Source organism: Brachybacterium sp. EE-P12 (assembly GCF_003711805.1).
Classification (GTDB): Bacteria; Actinomycetota; Actinomycetes; order Actinomycetales; family Dermabacteraceae; genus Brachybacterium.
On sequence record NZ_QXCP01000012.1, the window covers coordinates 268,849 to 284,661 of the forward strand.

The 15,813-nt window shown below is 72.7% G+C and carries 12 protein-coding genes; 6 read left to right on the plus strand and 6 right to left on the minus strand.

Annotated features, from left to right (window positions below; translation table 11 throughout):
* Positions 1-120 precede the first annotated feature (120 nt).
* Positions 121-1,884 carry an MFS transporter gene (locus tag D1648_RS17105; RefSeq protein ID WP_122943794.1) on the minus strand — a complete coding sequence of 588 codons (1,764 nt, stop codon included), beginning with the start codon at positions 1,882-1,884 and terminating at the stop codon, positions 121-123.
* Between the two features lie 252 nt (positions 1,885-2,136).
* Between D1648_RS17105 and D1648_RS17110 the strand changes: the two genes are divergently transcribed.
* Both D1648_RS17110 and D1648_RS17115 read left to right on the plus strand, forming a co-directional pair.
* Positions 2,137-2,979, plus strand: a complete 843-nt coding sequence (locus tag D1648_RS17110) for an aldo/keto reductase (protein WP_122943795.1) — start codon at positions 2,137-2,139, stop codon at positions 2,977-2,979.
* Between the two features lie 225 nt (positions 2,980-3,204).
* Complete coding sequence (locus D1648_RS17115) at positions 3,205-6,771, plus strand: hypothetical protein (RefSeq protein WP_122943796.1); 3,567 nt, start codon at positions 3,205-3,207, stop codon at positions 6,769-6,771.
* A gap of 156 nt (positions 6,772-6,927) precedes the next feature.
* On the opposite strand, the gene D1648_RS17120 is transcribed toward D1648_RS17115, so the two are convergent.
* The 4 genes from D1648_RS17120 to D1648_RS17135 form a co-directional block, all read right to left on the minus strand.
* The gene (locus tag D1648_RS17120; protein WP_122943797.1) at positions 6,928-7,692 is read right to left on the minus strand and encodes an ABC transporter ATP-binding protein; all 765 of its coding nucleotides are present in this window, start codon (positions 7,690-7,692) and stop codon (positions 6,928-6,930) included.
* Positions 7,689-8,897, minus strand: a complete 1,209-nt coding sequence (locus D1648_RS17125; protein WP_122943798.1) for an iron chelate uptake ABC transporter family permease subunit — start codon at positions 8,895-8,897, stop codon at positions 7,689-7,691. The genes D1648_RS17120 and D1648_RS17125 overlap by 4 nt, the downstream gene beginning before the upstream one ends.
* Positions 8,890-9,930 (minus strand): iron chelate uptake ABC transporter family permease subunit, encoded by a 1,041-nt coding sequence (locus D1648_RS17130; protein ID WP_122943799.1) that lies wholly within the window; start codon positions 9,928-9,930, stop codon positions 8,890-8,892. Before D1648_RS17130 ends, D1648_RS17125 begins: the two co-directional genes overlap by 8 nt.
* 115 nt (positions 9,931-10,045) lie before the next feature.
* Positions 10,046-11,050 carry a siderophore ABC transporter substrate-binding protein gene (locus tag D1648_RS17135; RefSeq protein ID WP_122943800.1) on the minus strand — a complete coding sequence of 335 codons (1,005 nt, stop codon included), beginning with the start codon at positions 11,048-11,050 and terminating at the stop codon, positions 10,046-10,048.
* A 300-nt stretch (positions 11,051-11,350) separates the two neighbouring features.
* Between D1648_RS17135 and D1648_RS17140 the strand changes: the two genes are divergently transcribed.
* From D1648_RS17140 to D1648_RS17150, 3 genes are all read left to right on the plus strand, one after another.
* Entirely contained in the window at positions 11,351-12,397 is a 1,047-nt protein-coding gene (locus D1648_RS17140) for a hypothetical protein (protein WP_122943801.1), read from the plus strand.
* A 160-nt stretch (positions 12,398-12,557) separates the two neighbouring features.
* Complete coding sequence (locus D1648_RS17145; protein ID WP_122943802.1) at positions 12,558-12,908, plus strand: YciI family protein; 351 nt, start codon at positions 12,558-12,560, stop codon at positions 12,906-12,908.
* Positions 12,909-12,934: 26 nt separating this feature from the next.
* The gene (locus D1648_RS17150; protein WP_122943803.1) at positions 12,935-14,233 is read left to right on the plus strand and encodes an RNA polymerase sigma factor; all 1,299 of its coding nucleotides are present in this window, start codon (positions 12,935-12,937) and stop codon (positions 14,231-14,233) included.
* Between the two features lie 105 nt (positions 14,234-14,338).
* Here the strand turns inward: D1648_RS17150 and D1648_RS17155 are convergent, their stop codons facing one another.
* Complete coding sequence (locus tag D1648_RS17155) at positions 14,339-14,764, minus strand: hypothetical protein (RefSeq protein ID WP_122943804.1); 426 nt, start codon at positions 14,762-14,764, stop codon at positions 14,339-14,341.
* A gap of 178 nt (positions 14,765-14,942) precedes the next feature.
* On the opposite strand from D1648_RS17155, the gene D1648_RS17160 reads away from it, so the two are divergent.
* Positions 14,943-15,806, plus strand: a complete 864-nt coding sequence (locus D1648_RS17160) for a DMT family transporter (RefSeq protein WP_122943910.1) — start codon at positions 14,943-14,945, stop codon at positions 15,804-15,806.
* Positions 15,807-15,813 lie beyond the last annotated feature (7 nt).

A 15,813-nucleotide genomic window follows, 5' to 3' on the forward strand; every position in this document is an offset into this window, starting at 1 on the left:
CCGCTATGACAGCGTGATAGCGGTCCAGATGCAGCACTCGGAGCGCGGGAGGGCGGGAGGGCGGGTGCGCGGGGGCGCGGGAGGGCGGGAGGGCGGGTGCGGCCCCGGGAGGCGGATCCGTCAGTCTCCGGACGGGACGGTGGCCGCGCCCTGTGCGGCCCGGCGCACGGCGAGGGCGCCGACGAGCCCCAGCAGCAGGAAACCGGCCGCCCCGGCCATCGCGATCCGCGCGCCGTCGGTGAAGACGAGCTCGAGCTGGTCGATGACGCCCGGGGCCATGCCCTGGCCGCGCAGCGCGGGCAGGATCGAGCCGGCCGAGTCCGTCAGCTGCTGTCCGAATCCGGCCGCCTGACCCGTGAGGTCGTCGGTGCGGGCGGAGAGCCCGGCGGCCAGGAGCGCACCGGAGACCGCGGTGCCCAGCGCCGTGCCGAGCTGGCGCACGGTGGACTGCGTGGCCGACCCCTGCCCGGACTGCTCGGGAGGGACCGGGGCGAGCACGGTCGAGGTCAGCTGCGCCGAGGCGAGGCCCAGGCCCAGCCCGTAGACCACGAGGATCCCGATCAGCAGCAGCACGGGCGAGGCGGGGGCGAGCACGAGCGCGAGCACGCCCACCCCGACCACTTCGAGACCGAGCCCCACCAGCACGGTGCCGGGCGCGCCGATCGCCGCGGCCAGATGCCGGGCCAGCGTGCCGGAGAGGAACGCCCCGCCGGCCATCGCGGCGAGCACACCGCCGGACTGCAGGGCGCCGAGGCCCTGGACGTCCACGAGATACAGCGGCAGCACGAACAGCAGCCCGAACTCCCCCACCGCCACGGCGCCGGCGGTCACGTTGCCCCAGGCGAAGGCCGGGAGGCGGAACAGGTCGAGGTCCAGCAGCACCGCCTGGCCGCGGGCTCCGCGGCGGCGCTCCCACAGCACGAAGGCGAGGAGCAGCAGCAGTCCCGCGGCCAGCACCAGCGGGGCGAGGGAGAGGCCGGCCGGGCCGTGCAGCTCGCGCCCGCCCAGGGCGAGCGGTGCCTGCTCGCCCCACCAGCCCAGCGTGGTCGCCTCGATGATGCCGAAGACGAGCAGGCCGAGCGCGCCCGCGCTGAGCACCGCGCCGAGCAGGTCGAGCCCGCGCCGCGCCGCGAGCCGCGACGAGGCCCCGCCGTCGGCCGTCCCGTCGTCGACCGTCCTGCCGTCGGCCGTCCTGCCCGCGTCGCCCTCCTCGCGGCTCTCCCGCACCCAGGCGAGGGCGCCGGCGATCACCGCGATGCCCACCGGCACGTTGACCGCGAAGATCCACGGCCAGGAGAAGCTGCTGGTGAGCCAGCCGCCGAGGAGCGGACCGAGAGCAGCCGCGCCCGCCATCACCGCGCCCCACACCCCGAACGCCGCGGCGCGCTCGCGGCCGCGGAAGGTCGCGTTCACGCTCGAGAGGGTCGACGGGAGGATCGCCGCGCCGCCGACGCCCTGGAGCAGGCGCGCCGCGATCAGCGTGCCGCCGGAGCTCGAGAGCGCGGCGAGCACCGAGGCGAGCACGAACACTCCCACCCCGGCGATCAGCAGGCGACGCCTGCCCAGCCGGTCGCCGAGCCGGCCCGCGATCAGCAGCAGCGCGGACAGCACGACCGCGTAGCTGGTGGTGACCCACTGGGCGTCGGTGAGGTCGAGGGAGAGGTCGGAGATGATCGTCGGCAGGGACACGGCGACGATGGACCCGTCGATCACGATCAGCGCGAGCCCCGCGGCGAGCACGCCGAGGGCCTTCCAGCGGTGGGGGTCCGGGGTCGAGAGCGCGGCCGACGGGGCTGCGTGGTCTGGGGTCGTGGATGCGGAGGACGGTGACGGGGTCGCGGCCTCGGCCGTGGCCCCGTGCCGGGAGGGGCTCGGTGTCGTCATGCCTCCACGATATGACGTGCCGTCAGAATCCTCCATCGTCCTTTCGGTGGATCCTGTGCTCGGGGCAGCGGCTCTGCACCGAGTGCTGCATCTGGACCGCTACGACAGCGTGATAACGGTCCAGATGCAGCACTCGGCGCACGTCGGTGGCGGACGGGGAGGGCAGGCACGTCGACGGCGCGGCGTTCACACTCGGGCAAGCGCACTCCGGCGCACCGTAGGCTGGTCACGACCCCGAGGAGAGGAAGCTCCATGTCCACATCGCATCCCGTCGTCCCGGCCCTCGACCTCCGCGGCGGCCGGCCGATCCCGCAGCTCGGCTACGGCGTGTTCAAGGTCGATCCCGACATCGCCGCCGACGTCACCGCGCAGGCCCTCGCCACCGGCTACCGCCACATCGACACCGCGAAGATCTACGGCAACGAGGAGGGCGTCGGCCGCGCGATCGCCGAGTCCGGGATCCCGCGCGAGCAGCTGTTCGTGACCACGAAGCTGTGGGACGACGCCCACGCCTTCGACGACGCGATCGCCGCGTGCGAGGCGTCCCTCGAGCGGCTCGGCCTGGACTACGTGGATCTCTACCTCGTGCACTGGGCGGTGCCCTCGCAGGGGCAGTACGTCGAGGCGTGGAAGGCGCTGATCGCCCTGCAGGAGCGCGGCCTGGTCCGCTCGATCGGCGTCTCGAACTTCCCGAAGGAGCAGCTCGCGGAGATCATCGAGGCCACCGGGGTCGTCCCGGCGATCCACCAGATCGAGCTGCACCCCTACTTCCAGCAGCGCGAGCTGCGCGCGATCCACGAGGACAAGGGGATCCTCACCGAGTCGTGGGGGCCGCTGGGCCAGGGCAAGTCGGACCTGCTCGAGAACCCGGCGGTCACCGCGATCGCCGAGGCGCACAGCGCCTCCCCCGCGCAGGTGGTGCTCGCCTGGCACCTCGCCCACGGCATCGTGACGATCCCGAAGTCGGTGACGCCCTCGCGGATCGTCGAGAACCTCGCCGCGGTCGAGCTGACGCTCACGGCCGACGAGGTCGCGGCGATCGACGCGCTGGACCGCGCGGACGGCCGCGGCGGGACGGACCCGGCGAGCAGGTGAGCCGCTGACCGTGCGGGGCCATCGACCGAGCGTCGGCGGCCCCGTCCGCGCGGGGAGCGCCCGTCTTTCGGGCGGCGTTTCCCCGAGGCCGGGGCATGGGCGAGACTCGACCGGTGCACGGGGGTCGTGCGCACAGGGGTGAGCGAGAGGGGAGCGCGCGATGCATGACGCCGCAGCAGTCCGGACCGACACGGGAGAGGGCGGCGTCACGTCGCCGGTGACGGCATGAGCGAGGCGCAGGCCCCGGCCCCTCGACGCCTCCGCCGCCTGCTCGTGATCGTCGGCGCGGCGGTCGTGACTCTCGCGGTCGTGATCGGCGTGATCGCCCTGGGCGGGAACGGTCCGGGACCCTCGCGCGCCGTGGCGGACATGGGCAGCACCGAGATCTCCGGGTCCGAGCCCGACGACTCCGACGCCCCCGCCGAGGCCGACGTGGACCTGCCCGCCGGGACCGCCGACATCGACGTCGCAGGCTCGGACGCGCAGGGGACCGCGCTCGTCCGCGCGAGCGTCGATCCCGCCGAGGACGTCGAGCTGTCCGAAGGCGGCTCCGCCTTCCTCACCGCCGCCGGCGGCAGCGGCACCGTGTCCGCGACCACCTTCGTCCCCGTCCGGGACGGGGCGATCACGGTGGGCTCCTCCGCCGCAATCTCGGTGCACCTCGAGGTCCTGGCGCTGTTCGACGGCGATGCCGACACCGCGGGATCGCTGCGCCTGCTCCCCGCCCCCGTCACGGTCGTCGACACGGAAGACGGGGTGGGCTCCGAGGACCTCACCACCGCGATGGACGTCCACGTCAACGGCTACGCCGCACCTCAGGGGACCCCGCACGTGCTCGCCCGCCTCACCGCGACGTTCGACGAGCCGGCCGCCGTGACCCTGTCCGAGCAGACGGTGCGGTTCCCCGCCGGCACCTCCACGACCACCTCGGTGCTCGCCACGGCCGAGGACGTCATCACCCTCTCCGCCGAGAGTCCCGGCGAGCTGAGGATCGACGTGATCGGCCACGTGACGGCGACGGACGGCACCGCCCGGACCGGCGCCGGCGGCGACTCGACCACCGCCGGTGCCGTGATGGGGCTCGCGGGCGAAGCACCCCAGGACCTCTCCTTCGCACCGGACGCCCCCGCGGAGGTGGACCTCGGCGATCTGCACGCCACCGCGATGATCGGGCTGCTCTCCCCCGACTCCGGTGCGGCCGGCTCGATCACCAGCACCTACGACGACAACGCCCAGCACCAGGGCACCGCCGTGACCGCCGAGGCCGAGCGCGCCGGCGAGCTGGTCATCGTCGACGGGAACTCCCCCGAGCTGTCGGCCGACGTGGACGTGCAGGCGGAGTTCCTGCCCGTCGCGATCGTGCAGCCGCACGAGGTCCTGGCCGGCCAGGACGTCGACGTCACGATCGATTCCTTCCCCGAGCTCGAGGCGGATGCCGAGAACGGGGTGCTCCGCTTCTCGGGGACGTTCCGCGCCCCGCATCGGATCGCGGCGATCCGCGTCGAGATCGACGGCGAGCAGGTCGCCGCCGGTGCCGCGCTGCGCCTCGACGGCAACGGCGGCACCTGGCACCAGGACGTCATCCCCTCGACGAGCGGGCCGACGGAGGTCGTGGTCACCGCCGAGGACGTCGGCGGGACGACGGCCACCGCGACCTGGGACGGCACCGTGACCGTGCCCGCCGACGACGAGGTGGTGCTCTCACCGCAGGCGAGGATCCTCACCGAGGAGGAGACGGGCGGCATGACCGAGGAGAGCGCGGCGGTGCTCTCCTCCGCGGACGCACCGAGCTACGGAATCGGCGATGCCGTGGTCGCGGGTGCTTCCGACACCCTGCCGGAGGGCGTGCTCGGGCAGGTGCTCGCGATCCGCTACGAGGAGGGGCGCTGGCTGACGGTGCTCGGCCCCGCGACCCTCGGCAACGTCATCCTCCAGGGAGACTTCGACCTGGTCCTGGACCGCACCGACTCCGATGCGGTCGTCCAGCGGGACGCAGACGGCGACGAGCAGGAGCTGTCCACGGGCACCGCGGGGACGGCGGTCGGCGGGGGCGGCGCTGCGACGGGCGTCCCCGCGGGTGGTGCGGCAGGAGCCGGCGGCGCCGGCGCGTCGGGGGTGCCTGTCGGCGGCGCGGCCCCGCTCGCACCCCGACCGCGGACGGACGGATCGGCGGGCGAGCCGCGAGAGCTCGACAGCGACGAGACGTACAACCTGATCACGCACACCTGCGACGAGGACCTCGAGGAGATCCCGCTGGCCTCCGAGGACACCGAGACCACCTCGGCCGACGGCCTGTGGACGCTGACGGGATCCACGAAGCTCGACGCCTCGGTGACCTGCGAGGCGAAGCTCGGCGTGCGGATCGCGTACAGCGCCGTCTACAAGCCCGAGGGCGTGATCGGCGTCGGCCTCGACGCCGTCGACCTCATGGGGGCCACCGGCATCCTCTCCGAGGACGAGGCGAAGACCCTCGACGGCGTCCTGACCACCGCCGGCTCCCTCTACGAGAGCGACTGGACCATGAGCACCTCGCTGCTGGGCACGGCCGAGGCCCAGCTCGAGCTCACCGGCAGCGTGAAGGGTGAGATCGCGACGGTCGACGAGGAGCTCGAGGCCCACCTGCCCCTGGCGCGCACCACGTTCACCCTCGGGCCCGTCCCCGTCACCCTGGACGGGGACGTGACGCTCACCCCGCGCCTCTCGCTCGAGGCGGAAGGCGAGCTGGAGCAGACCACCGCGTTCTCGGGCCGAGTGGAATCCGGGCTCACGCTCGAGCGCGGCGAGGGCATCGCCCCGCTCTCCTCGCTGGAGACCGACCTGACGGCGACGGCCTCCGGGACGATGAGCTCGACGGCGACCGCGGCCCTCGCCGTGACACCCTCGCTGACGCTGTACAAGTCGATGTCCCTCTCCCTCACCGCCTCGCCGACCGCGACGGCGACCGCCACGGGCACGTTCGAGGCCTCCGACGGCGGTGCGCTCTCGCTCAGCGACCAGGACGCCGTGACCGAGGGCGCCCGCGAACGCTCCCTGGAGCTGACCACCTCGGGCAGTCGCTTCCTCGACCTCGAGGGCTCGTTCTCGATCGGCCTGGACCTCGAGCGTGAGCTCGCGGCCTTCCCCCGGATCCTCTCCGTGCTAGAGGATGCGGGCGTCCCCCTCGAGGTCACGATCGTGGACAAGTCGTTCGCGGAGGCCACCGTCGCCGAGGAGACCCTGTGGGAGCACACCTTCCCGGACGGCACCGATCCCGGGAGCATCGAGCCCGACCTGCCCGAGCTCGACTTCGGCGACGGCGGCACCGAGCTCCTCGCCGAGCTCGAGGGGAAGACCTTCCTGTTCTCCTCGGGCGCGGGCGCCTGGGCGACGTACTACGAGATGGGCCCGGACGGCACGTTCACCGGCAGCTTCCATGACACCGACGCGGGCGGGGGCTCGGAACCGGGCATGGCACATCAGTATCTCGCCGAGTTCGAGGGGCGGTTCGAGATCGGGGAGCAGATCGACGAGACCACCTACGCCCTGGACCTCGCGGAGCTGGAGCTGACCACCCCGTCCAGCGGCACGTCGCAGGAGGGTGACCTCGAGATCGAATACGCGGCGGACGTGTACGGCCTCGACCAGTGCCGCGACTTCCGCCTGCTGCTGCCGGACACGCCCACGAGCTCCCTGAACGAGGCCCAGATGCTGTGGTCGAGCGCGGCCCGGAACGGGGCCACCCTGTCGGTCTTCGCGGTCACCTGCTACGAGGAGGACCGCGAGGAGGACATCATGCACGACGAGATGCTCTGACCGGGCGCTGCGTCTCGACGGGTGCTGACGTCCTCCTCCGCTCGTCCGCCCCCGGGCCGTGCCCCCGTCGGCACCGAGTGCTGCATCTGGACCGCTAAGTTGCCGTCATAGCGGTCCAGATGCAGCACTCGGTGGACGAGGAGGAACCGGGTCCCCTCAGTAGTAGACCGCGAGCGGGCCCGTCGGCCCCTCGATGACCTGCACCGGGGTGTCGAACACACGGCTGAGCACCTCGCCGTCCATGATCCGCGCGACCGGTCCGGACTCGACCACGCCCCCGTCCTTCATGGCGACGATGTGGTCGGCGTAGTGGGCGGCGAAGTTGATGTCGTGCAGCACCACCACGATGGTGCGGCCGAGCTCGCGGGCGGCGTCGCGCAGGCGTCCCATCATCTGCACGCTGTGGCGCATGTCGAGGTTGTTCAGGGGCTCGTCCAGCAGCATGTACTCGGTGTCCTGGGCGAGGACCATCGCGACATAGGCGCGCTGGCGCTGCCCGCCGGAGAGCTGGTCGAGATAGCGGTCCTCGAGATGCTCGAGGTCCAGGAAGTCGATCGCCTCGGAGATCTTCTGCTCGTCCAGCGCCGTCAGGCGCCCCTTGGAGTAGGGGAAGCGGCCGAAGCCCACGAGCTGGCGGACCGTGAGCCGGGTGATGAAGTGGTTCTCCTGTCGCAGCACCGAGAGGATCCTCGCGAGGTCCTTCGAGGCGGTGGAGGTGACGTCGTAGCCGGCCACCTCGATCGCGCCCTCGTCGATCCCGTTCAGCCTCCCCACCATGGTCAGCAGGGTGGACTTCCCCGCACCGTTGGGGCCCACCAGGGCGGTGACGCCGCCGGCGGGGATCTCGAGGTCCAGCGGGCCGATGTCGACCGTGTCGGTGCTGGACCGGTACTGCTTGCGCACCGCGTCGAGGGTGATCACAGGCGTCCCTTCCGCATGATGACGGCGAGGAACACGCTCCCGCCGACGAGTTCGATGATGATGGAGACGACGCCCTGCGCATAGAACACGTGGTTCATCACGAAGTAGGCGCCGGCGAGGACCACGAAGCCGGTGAGCACCCCGATGGGGAGCAGGCGGCGGTGGTCGTGGGTGCCCGCGAGCTGGAAGGTCAGCGTCGCGACGAGGAACCCGAAGAACGTCATGGGGCCGACGAGAGCGGTCGAGACCGCCATGAGCACCGAGACCAGCACGAGCATGTAGATGGTCTGGCGGCCGTGGTCCACGCCCACGTTGATGCACACGTCCCGTCCGAGGGAGATGACGTTCAGGGTGCGGGCGCTGGCCCAGATCAGCAGCCCGGCCACGAGCACCAGCGGGATCGCGTAGGGGAGGTACTCGGAGCTCGCGTTGGTCACCGAGCCGAACAGGCGCGCGGTGAGCACGTCGAACTCACTGGGGGTGAGCAGGCGCTGCATGAAGGTCGACACCGCCCCCATGCCGCCGCCGATGATGATGCCCACCAGCAGCATGACCTGGATGTTCGCGTACTTGCCGCGCAGCAGCCAGCCGTACAGCAGCACCGAGAGCCCCACCATCGCCACGACCTGCAGCAGGAACTGCGTGGTGCCCTGCAGCGCGACCACCCCAGCGACGCCGAGGACGTACACCGCACTGGTCTGTATCACGGTGTACAGGGACTCGAAGCCCATGATCGAGGGGGTGATGATGCGGTTGTTGGTGACGGTCATGAAGGTGATCGTCGCGATCGCCTGGCAGAAGGAGACCACCGCCATCACCACCAGCGAGGTCGCGCGCATCTCGGCGATCAGCCAGAAGCCGCGGGAGCCGGCGGGCATGGGGTTGTCCGCCGCGAGCAGGCCGTAGCCGGAGGCCGCGGCGAGCACGGCGAGCCCGGCGAACACCAGCCAGTAGCGGCGCCGGGAGCGGGCGTCGGGGAAGGCGCCCGCGCTGCTGCGTGGCCGGCGCGGGGCTCCGATCACCTCGAGGTCGCCGACGAGGTCACCCGGGGAGGTGCTGATCTCGGGGCTCGTGGCCTCCTCGACGACGGCCTCCAGGCGGCGCTCCCCGCCGCGGTGCCGCTCGCGGTGCGAGCTGTGGGTGCGGTCTGGCCGCGGGGCGTTCCCTGACGGGCTGCCGGCGGAGGTGGTGAGGCGCTCAGACATGTCGACGCTGCCTCACGAGCAGGGCGATGAACACGACCGCTCCGACGATCCCGAGGATCAGCGAGACCGGCACCTCGAAGGGCATGATGATCGTGCGCCCGATGAGGTCGCAGATCGTCACGATCGCGATGCCGAGCAGGCACACCCACGGCAGGTTCGAGCGCAGGTCGTCGCCGCGGATGAGCGAGACGACGTTCGGGACGATCAGGCCCAGGAAGGGCAGGTTCCCCACCACCACGGTGACCACGCCGGTCGCGATCGCGACGAGCCCGGTGCCCAGCAGCAGCACCCGCTGATAGTTCACGCCGACGTTGGTGGCGATGTCCTCGCCGAGGCCGATCACGGTGAGGCGGTCCGCGACCAGGAACACCGCGATCCCCACGATCAGCACGATCCACAGCACCTCGTAGCTGCCGCGCAGCACGGAGGTGAAGGAGCCGGCGAACCACACGCCGAGGTTCTGCAGCGCGTCGAACTGGAGGGCGACGAAGGTCGAGACGGAGCCGACGACCGCGCCGAGCATGATGCCGATGATCGGCACGATCAGCGAGCTGCGCAGCGTCACCTTCCGCAGGAACAGGAAGAACACCATCGTGCCGACGAAGGAGAACACGATCGCGACGCTCATCTTCTCGAGCAGGCCCGCGCCCGGCACCAGCACCATCATGAGGATCAGCCCCAGCCCCGCCCACTCGGTGGTGCCCGTGGTGGTGGGCTCGACGAAGCGGTTCTGGGTCATCAGCTGCATGATCAGCCCCGACATCGACATCGCGGCGCCGGCGAGGACGAGCGCGATGGTGCGGGGGATGCGGGTGATCGCGAACATCTGCGCGCCGTCGTCGGCGCCGAAGACGTCGTAGACGCCGGTCAGCAGCGAGGCGAGCAGCAGCAGCGCGACCAGCACGATGCCGATCATGAGCTTGCCGTCGATCAGGCGGTCGCGCCGGCGTCGCGTCGGCGGGGCGGCCGTCGGCGGCGCCGACGGAGCGGCCGGGGCGGGCTCCGAGGGCGTGGCGGGGACGGGGCGGGACATCAGGACTCCTGGGCGGGACCGGCGGACGACGGGAGCCGACCGGCCACAGGCCGCACGGCGGGCGGGGCCCCGAGGGCCCTGCCCGCCGTGCGGCGGTCGACGTGGACGGACGTGATCAGGCCTTGCCCTCGAGCGCGTCCGCGAACTCCTCGAAGAACTCGGTGTAGGTCTGGATCGACTCGTTGGTGTACGTGTCCGCGGGCATGTAGACGATATTGCCCTCGGCGACGGCGGTGACGCCGGCCAGCGCCTCGGAGGACTCCAGCAGCTCGTTGGCGGGCTTGTACTCCGGGTCGTCGGCGGAGATGGCCGCGTCGCGGTCCATCACCAGGATCCAGTCGGGGTTCGAGTCGGCGATGGCCTCGACGGAGATGTCATCGCCCTGGTGGTCGTCGCTCGAGCCCTCGACCTCGAGCGCGGGCACCAGGTCGAGCGCCTCGAAGGTCCAGCCGAGCGCGCGGCCCACGCCCGGGGCGATGTAGCCGATCTCGCCGCCGGAGGTGTTCACGGCCATGACCGTGGAGGAGCCGTCGTAGGCGCTCTTCACGCGCTCCATGGCGGCGTCGAGATCGGTGCCGAGGGCCTCGGCCTCGGACTGCTTCTCGAAGATCTCGCCGAGCACGGCGACCTGGCGCTTGAGCTCGTCGGCGAAGGGCTCGTCGTCGCGCGGGTCGAGCTCGAGCACGACGGCGTCGGGCGCGTACTTCACGAAGTCGTCGTGGTACTGGGAGAAGCGCTGGCCGTTGATGATCAGGGTCGGCTCGGCGGCGACGACGGCCTCGAGGTCGGGCTCGCGGTGGTTGCCGAGGTCGATGATCGACTCGTCGTCCTTGTAGTCGATCGTCGTGGGCATGAGCGTGCGGGCCGCGGCGGTGAGGGTCACGCCCCAGTCGGAGAGCGTCTCGAAGGTGCGGTTGTCGGTCGCGACGACGGAGGCGGGCGGGACCTGCACGGTCTGGGTGCCGTTGTTGTCCTCCACCTCGAGGCTCTCGCCCGCCGCGCCGCCCGTGTCGGAGGCCCCGGTCCCGGCGCCGGTCCCGCTGCCGCAGGCGGTGAGGGCGAGGCCGAGGGCCCCGACGGCGGAGACGGCGCCGAAGCTGCGGCGGGTGAAGGAGGTCATGGGGAGTCTTTCTCTCGACGGGGTCCGGGACCGTCGGCGGCGTCCGCGGGGGATGCACGACCGACGACGCCCCTGAGGCTAGCCTCACCTGCTCAGTTTTCGCCACTGCGGGCTTGCTTTATTCGCTGGGTGGACCTGTGATCGTGGTCACCGACCCTGACCTGCAGGGACTTTCGGCCCGGCCTGGGACGCCCCGGCACGGGCCGCTAGGGTGGCTCCGGCGCCGAGCTCCACCTCGGCCCACGACGTGGAGGGGGCTCCGGGGGCACCGGGGCGAGGCACGGGACGAGGGGACGCACGATGGACGACCGCGGCGCGGGTCAGGGACCGCAGCTGCCCGACTTCTCGACAGGCGGCGGCCCGGACGGCAGCAGGCCCGAGCGCGGCGGCGGCACGCCCGAGCGCGGCGGCGCGCTGCCCGACTTCACGGACGGACCACCTGCGCACTCCGGGGATCCCGCCGGGAGCGGCTCCGAGCCGCCCTCCACCCTGCCGGGCCCGACAGGCGGGGACGACGCCGGTTCCGGACGCGGCCCGCTGCTCGCGCTGCTGCTCGGCGGCGGCGGGTGCCTGGTGGTGATCCTCGCCGTGATCGCGCTGGTGCTCTCCCAGACCGTGCTGAAGGGCGGCCGGGAGGACCCGACCAACGGGCCGACCACGAGCGCGTCGGAGACCGCGGACGGGACGGACCCCTCGGGCAGCACGAATCCGTCCGACGGCGGGGGCGCGTCGGACGGCGGCGGAGCGGCGCCGGGCGACCAGGACCCCACGACCGAGGCTGCGGCCTCGGGCACCGCCTGCACCACCCAGGAGGGCGGCGCCGTCACCGAGCAGGTCGACGGGGCGGTGCGGGTCGGCGGCCTGGAGTTCCCACAGCCCGAGGGCTGGGAGGTGGGCACCGGCTGGGGCAACCAGAGCGCCTATGTCACCGACCAGCACCATGCCGACCAGCCCGTGGAGGCGGGCTGGTACACGCTCGCGGGGGTCGGCAAGGTCGAGTTCCCCGAGGAGGAGGGCGGCTACCCGGGCGCCGAGGAGGCCGCGCGCGCGATCTTCCTGTGCGCGCTCGAGCCCGAGCAGGGCGAGGAGCTCTACGGCGATCCGGCCATGCTGCGGAACTATCGCGACGAGGCCACCACGGTCGATGGGCACGACGCCTGGATCGTCTCGGCCGACGTGGTCATCTCCGATCTGGCGCTGCTCCACTCGACCGACGCCTGGCGTCGCGTGGTGATCGTGGTGGACACCCCGGACGGGCCCGCGGCCTTCGACGGAGGCGCCGCACTCGGCCATGACCAGCAGGTCGCGGACCTCGAGACGATGCTCGAGGGACTCACGGTCCTCTGACCCCGCGGCTCTGACAGCGGTTCCGCAGCGGCGCCGCGCGAGGGTCGACGTCACCGGATCGAGAAGTTCCTCGCCGACGCTGTCGATCCGGACCGCCCTCGTTCGTCATAGTGGTGTCCGGGCCGCACGGTCCGGGCATCGCACCGATGGAGGAGTGACCATGAAGTACGTGCTGCTGCTGATGGGGAACCTGGACGATGCTCGCTGCGGCGAGACCGAGGAGGGCCCCGGTCCCGAGGAGTTCGCCGCCTTCGACGCCGAGCTGGAGAAGGCCGGCGTGCTGGCCGGCGGCTTCGCCCTGACCGACCCGGAGGAGGGCACCAGCGTGACCCGCGCCGACGCCGAGGCGGAGGCGGTGATCACCGCGGGCCCCTACGCCGAGAGCCGCGAGTTCGTGGGCGGGACGATCGTGCTGGAGGTGCCGAGCCTCGACGAGGCCCTCGCCTGGGCGGCGAAGTGCCCGGGCGCGATCGGGGGCCGCGTCGAGGTGCGGCCGCTGCTCGAGATCTGAGCCGGAGCAGACCGGAGGGGGCAGAGATGGAACCCGACGCGACGCACGAGCAGGGTGCGGACGACGTGCTGGCCCGGGTGCACCGGGAGGAGCACAGCAGGCTGCTCGCCACGCTCGTGCGCCGCTTCGGGGACCTCGACCTCGCCGAGGACGCGGCTTCCGAGGCGATGGAGGCAGCCCTGCGCACCTGGCCCGAGCAGGGCGTCCCTCGCACGCCGCTGGCCTGGCTGACCACGGCCGCGACCCGGTCCGCGCTGGACCGGGTGCGGCGGGATGCGACCGCCGCGCGGCGCCTGGCCGTCCTGCGCGTGCGCGAGGGGACGCCGACGGCTCCCAGCGCGGAGTCCGGCGCTCTCGAGGACCCGGCGCTCGGGGACGGCTCCGACCTGCCCGACGAGCGACTCGCGATGCTGATGGGCTGCTGCCATCCGGCGATCGCGCCCGCGGACCGCATCGCGCTCATGCTCCGCTTCGTCGGCTCGCTGACCACGGCCGAGGTCGCGCAGGCCCTGCTGCTGCCGGTGCCGACGCTGCAGGCCCGGATCACGCGGGCCAAGAAGCGGATCGCGGGCGCGAGCATCCCCCTGACCGTTCCCGCGGACCCCGAGGAGCGGGCGCGGAGGATGCCGCTCGTGCTGCGGGCGATCTCGCTCGTCTTCACCGAGGGATACGCCGCGACCAGCGGGGACGCACCGATCCGCCGGGATCTGACCGCCGAGGCGATCCGCCTCGCGAGGATCCTCGAGCGCCTCTCCCCCGACGACGCGGAGCCCGCGGGGCTGCTGGCGCTCCTGCTGCTGACCGATGCGCGCTCCCCGGCGCGCGCGGATGCCGACGACGTCCCGATCCCGCTCGAGGACCAGGACCGCACGCTCTGGGACCGCGAGCGGATCACGGAGGGGCTGGCCCTCGTCGAACGTGCCGCGTCCGCGCCCGACGCCGGTCGCTACGCGATCCAGGCGGCCATCGCCGCGCTCCACGCCGAGGCTCCGCGCTTCGAGGAGACCGACTGGGCTCAGATCGTGGCGCTCTACGATCTGCTGCTGGCCCGCGGCGAGGACCCCGTGGTGCGCATGAACAGGGCGATCGCGGCGGGGCGGGCACACGGCCCCGAGGAGGGACTGGCACTGCTCGAGCAGCTCGGCGAGGAGCCCGAGCTGCGCGCCCACTCCCCCTTCCACGCGGCGCTGGCTCTATTCCACGAGGAGACCGGGCAGCACGGCCGGGCCGTCGGGGACTGGGAGCGGGCGCTCGAGCTCGGCGGCAGCGAGGGCGAGCGGCGCTTCCTCGAACGTCGCCGGGATTCGGCGCGCACCCGGGCCTGAAGGGCTCCGCGGCCGACGCTCGCACATCGGCCGCGGATGCGGATCCCTCGGTGGCGGTCGGGGCTCGCTCGGCGGCGGCCTGACCGACCCTGCCGCCGCCGCGGCTCACTCGGCGATCTTCGCGCCCTTGTCCTTGCCGCCGGCGAGCACGAGCGCCGCAGCGATCGCGAGCAGCCAGGTGTCCTTCGCGATGGCGGTGCCCTCCTGGGTGGGGCGCACGCCGTCGGCCTGGGTCATGCCGGGGGTGCGCAGGTACATCGAGACGAGCGAGCCGGAGAAGGTGCCGAGCGCGAGGCCGGCGATCTTCGTGGGCACGAAGGGCAGCAGCAGGGAGGCGCCGACGGCGATCTCGCCGTAGCTGAGGAACTTCGCGAACTGCTCAGGGGTGAGCTTGCCGAGCGCCGGCACGCCCTGGGCGGCCATGCCGCGCATGTGCTCGGCGGTTCCGGCGTCCATCCCGAGCTTGCCGATGCCGGAGTTGAGGATGAACGCGCCGGGGACGGCGCGGAGGAGCGCGGTGCTGAGTGCCATGGGAGGACCTTTCGGACGCGGGACGACGACAATCTGCTTTCGTTTTCAACAATAGGGGCTGGGGCGGGGCGCGTCCACCCCTCGCCGCGGCGAGGCGGGACACTGGAGCGATGCACGGACCGTCACGGGGTGGGCCCGACCGCAGCAGCCGGACCTGCCGGAGCAGCCGGTGGGGCCGATGAGCAGCCTCGCGTTAGCGCTGGTGCTCGTCGCCGCGCTCTGCCATGCCCTGTGGAACCTCGCCGCGAAGCGGGTGGACACCGGCGGCTACGCCTTCGTGTGGAGCTACGACCTGGCCTCCGTGGTGCTGTGGGCGCCGCCGGCGGGGCTCGTGCTGCTCACGAGCGGGCACGCCCTCTCCCCCGCCCTCGTCCTCGCCCCGCTGGTCTCGGGCCTGCTGCACATCGCCTACCAGCTCACCCTCCAGACCGGCTACGCCCGGGCGGACCTCGGGGTCGTCTACCCCGTCGCCCGCGGGGTGGGCCCGGTGCTCTCGATGGCGGTGGCGATCCTCGTGCTCGGGGAGCGACCGGGCTGGGCGGCGGGGATCGGCGCGCTCGTGGTGATCGCCGGGATCGTCGTGGTCGCCACCGGCGGGGCCGCCTCGGGCCGCCACGGGGTGCGCGCCGGGCTGCTCTGGGGCGGTGCGACGGGACTGGCGATCGCCGCGTACACGCTGTGGGACAGCTGGGCCGTCACGGCGCTCGCGCAGCCGCCGGTGCCCTACTTCGTCATGAGCTGCCTGTGGCAGGTGGTGCTGATGACGCCGACGCTGCTGCGCCGGCACCGGGCGGCGCTGCCTGCGGTGTGGCGCGCCCGGTGGCGGGAGATCGCGGTGGTCGCGGTGCTCTCGCCGCTCGCCTACGTGCTGGTGCTGGAGGCGATGCGCACCGCGCCGGTGTCGCTGGTCGCCCCGGCCCGGGAGTCGAGCATCGTGGTGGGCTCGCTGCTGGCCTGGTGGCTGTTCAAGGAGCCCGACCCGCTGCGACGCCTGCTCGGCGCGGTCATCGTGCTGGGCGGGATCGCGCTGATCGCGGTGTGAGCGCGCC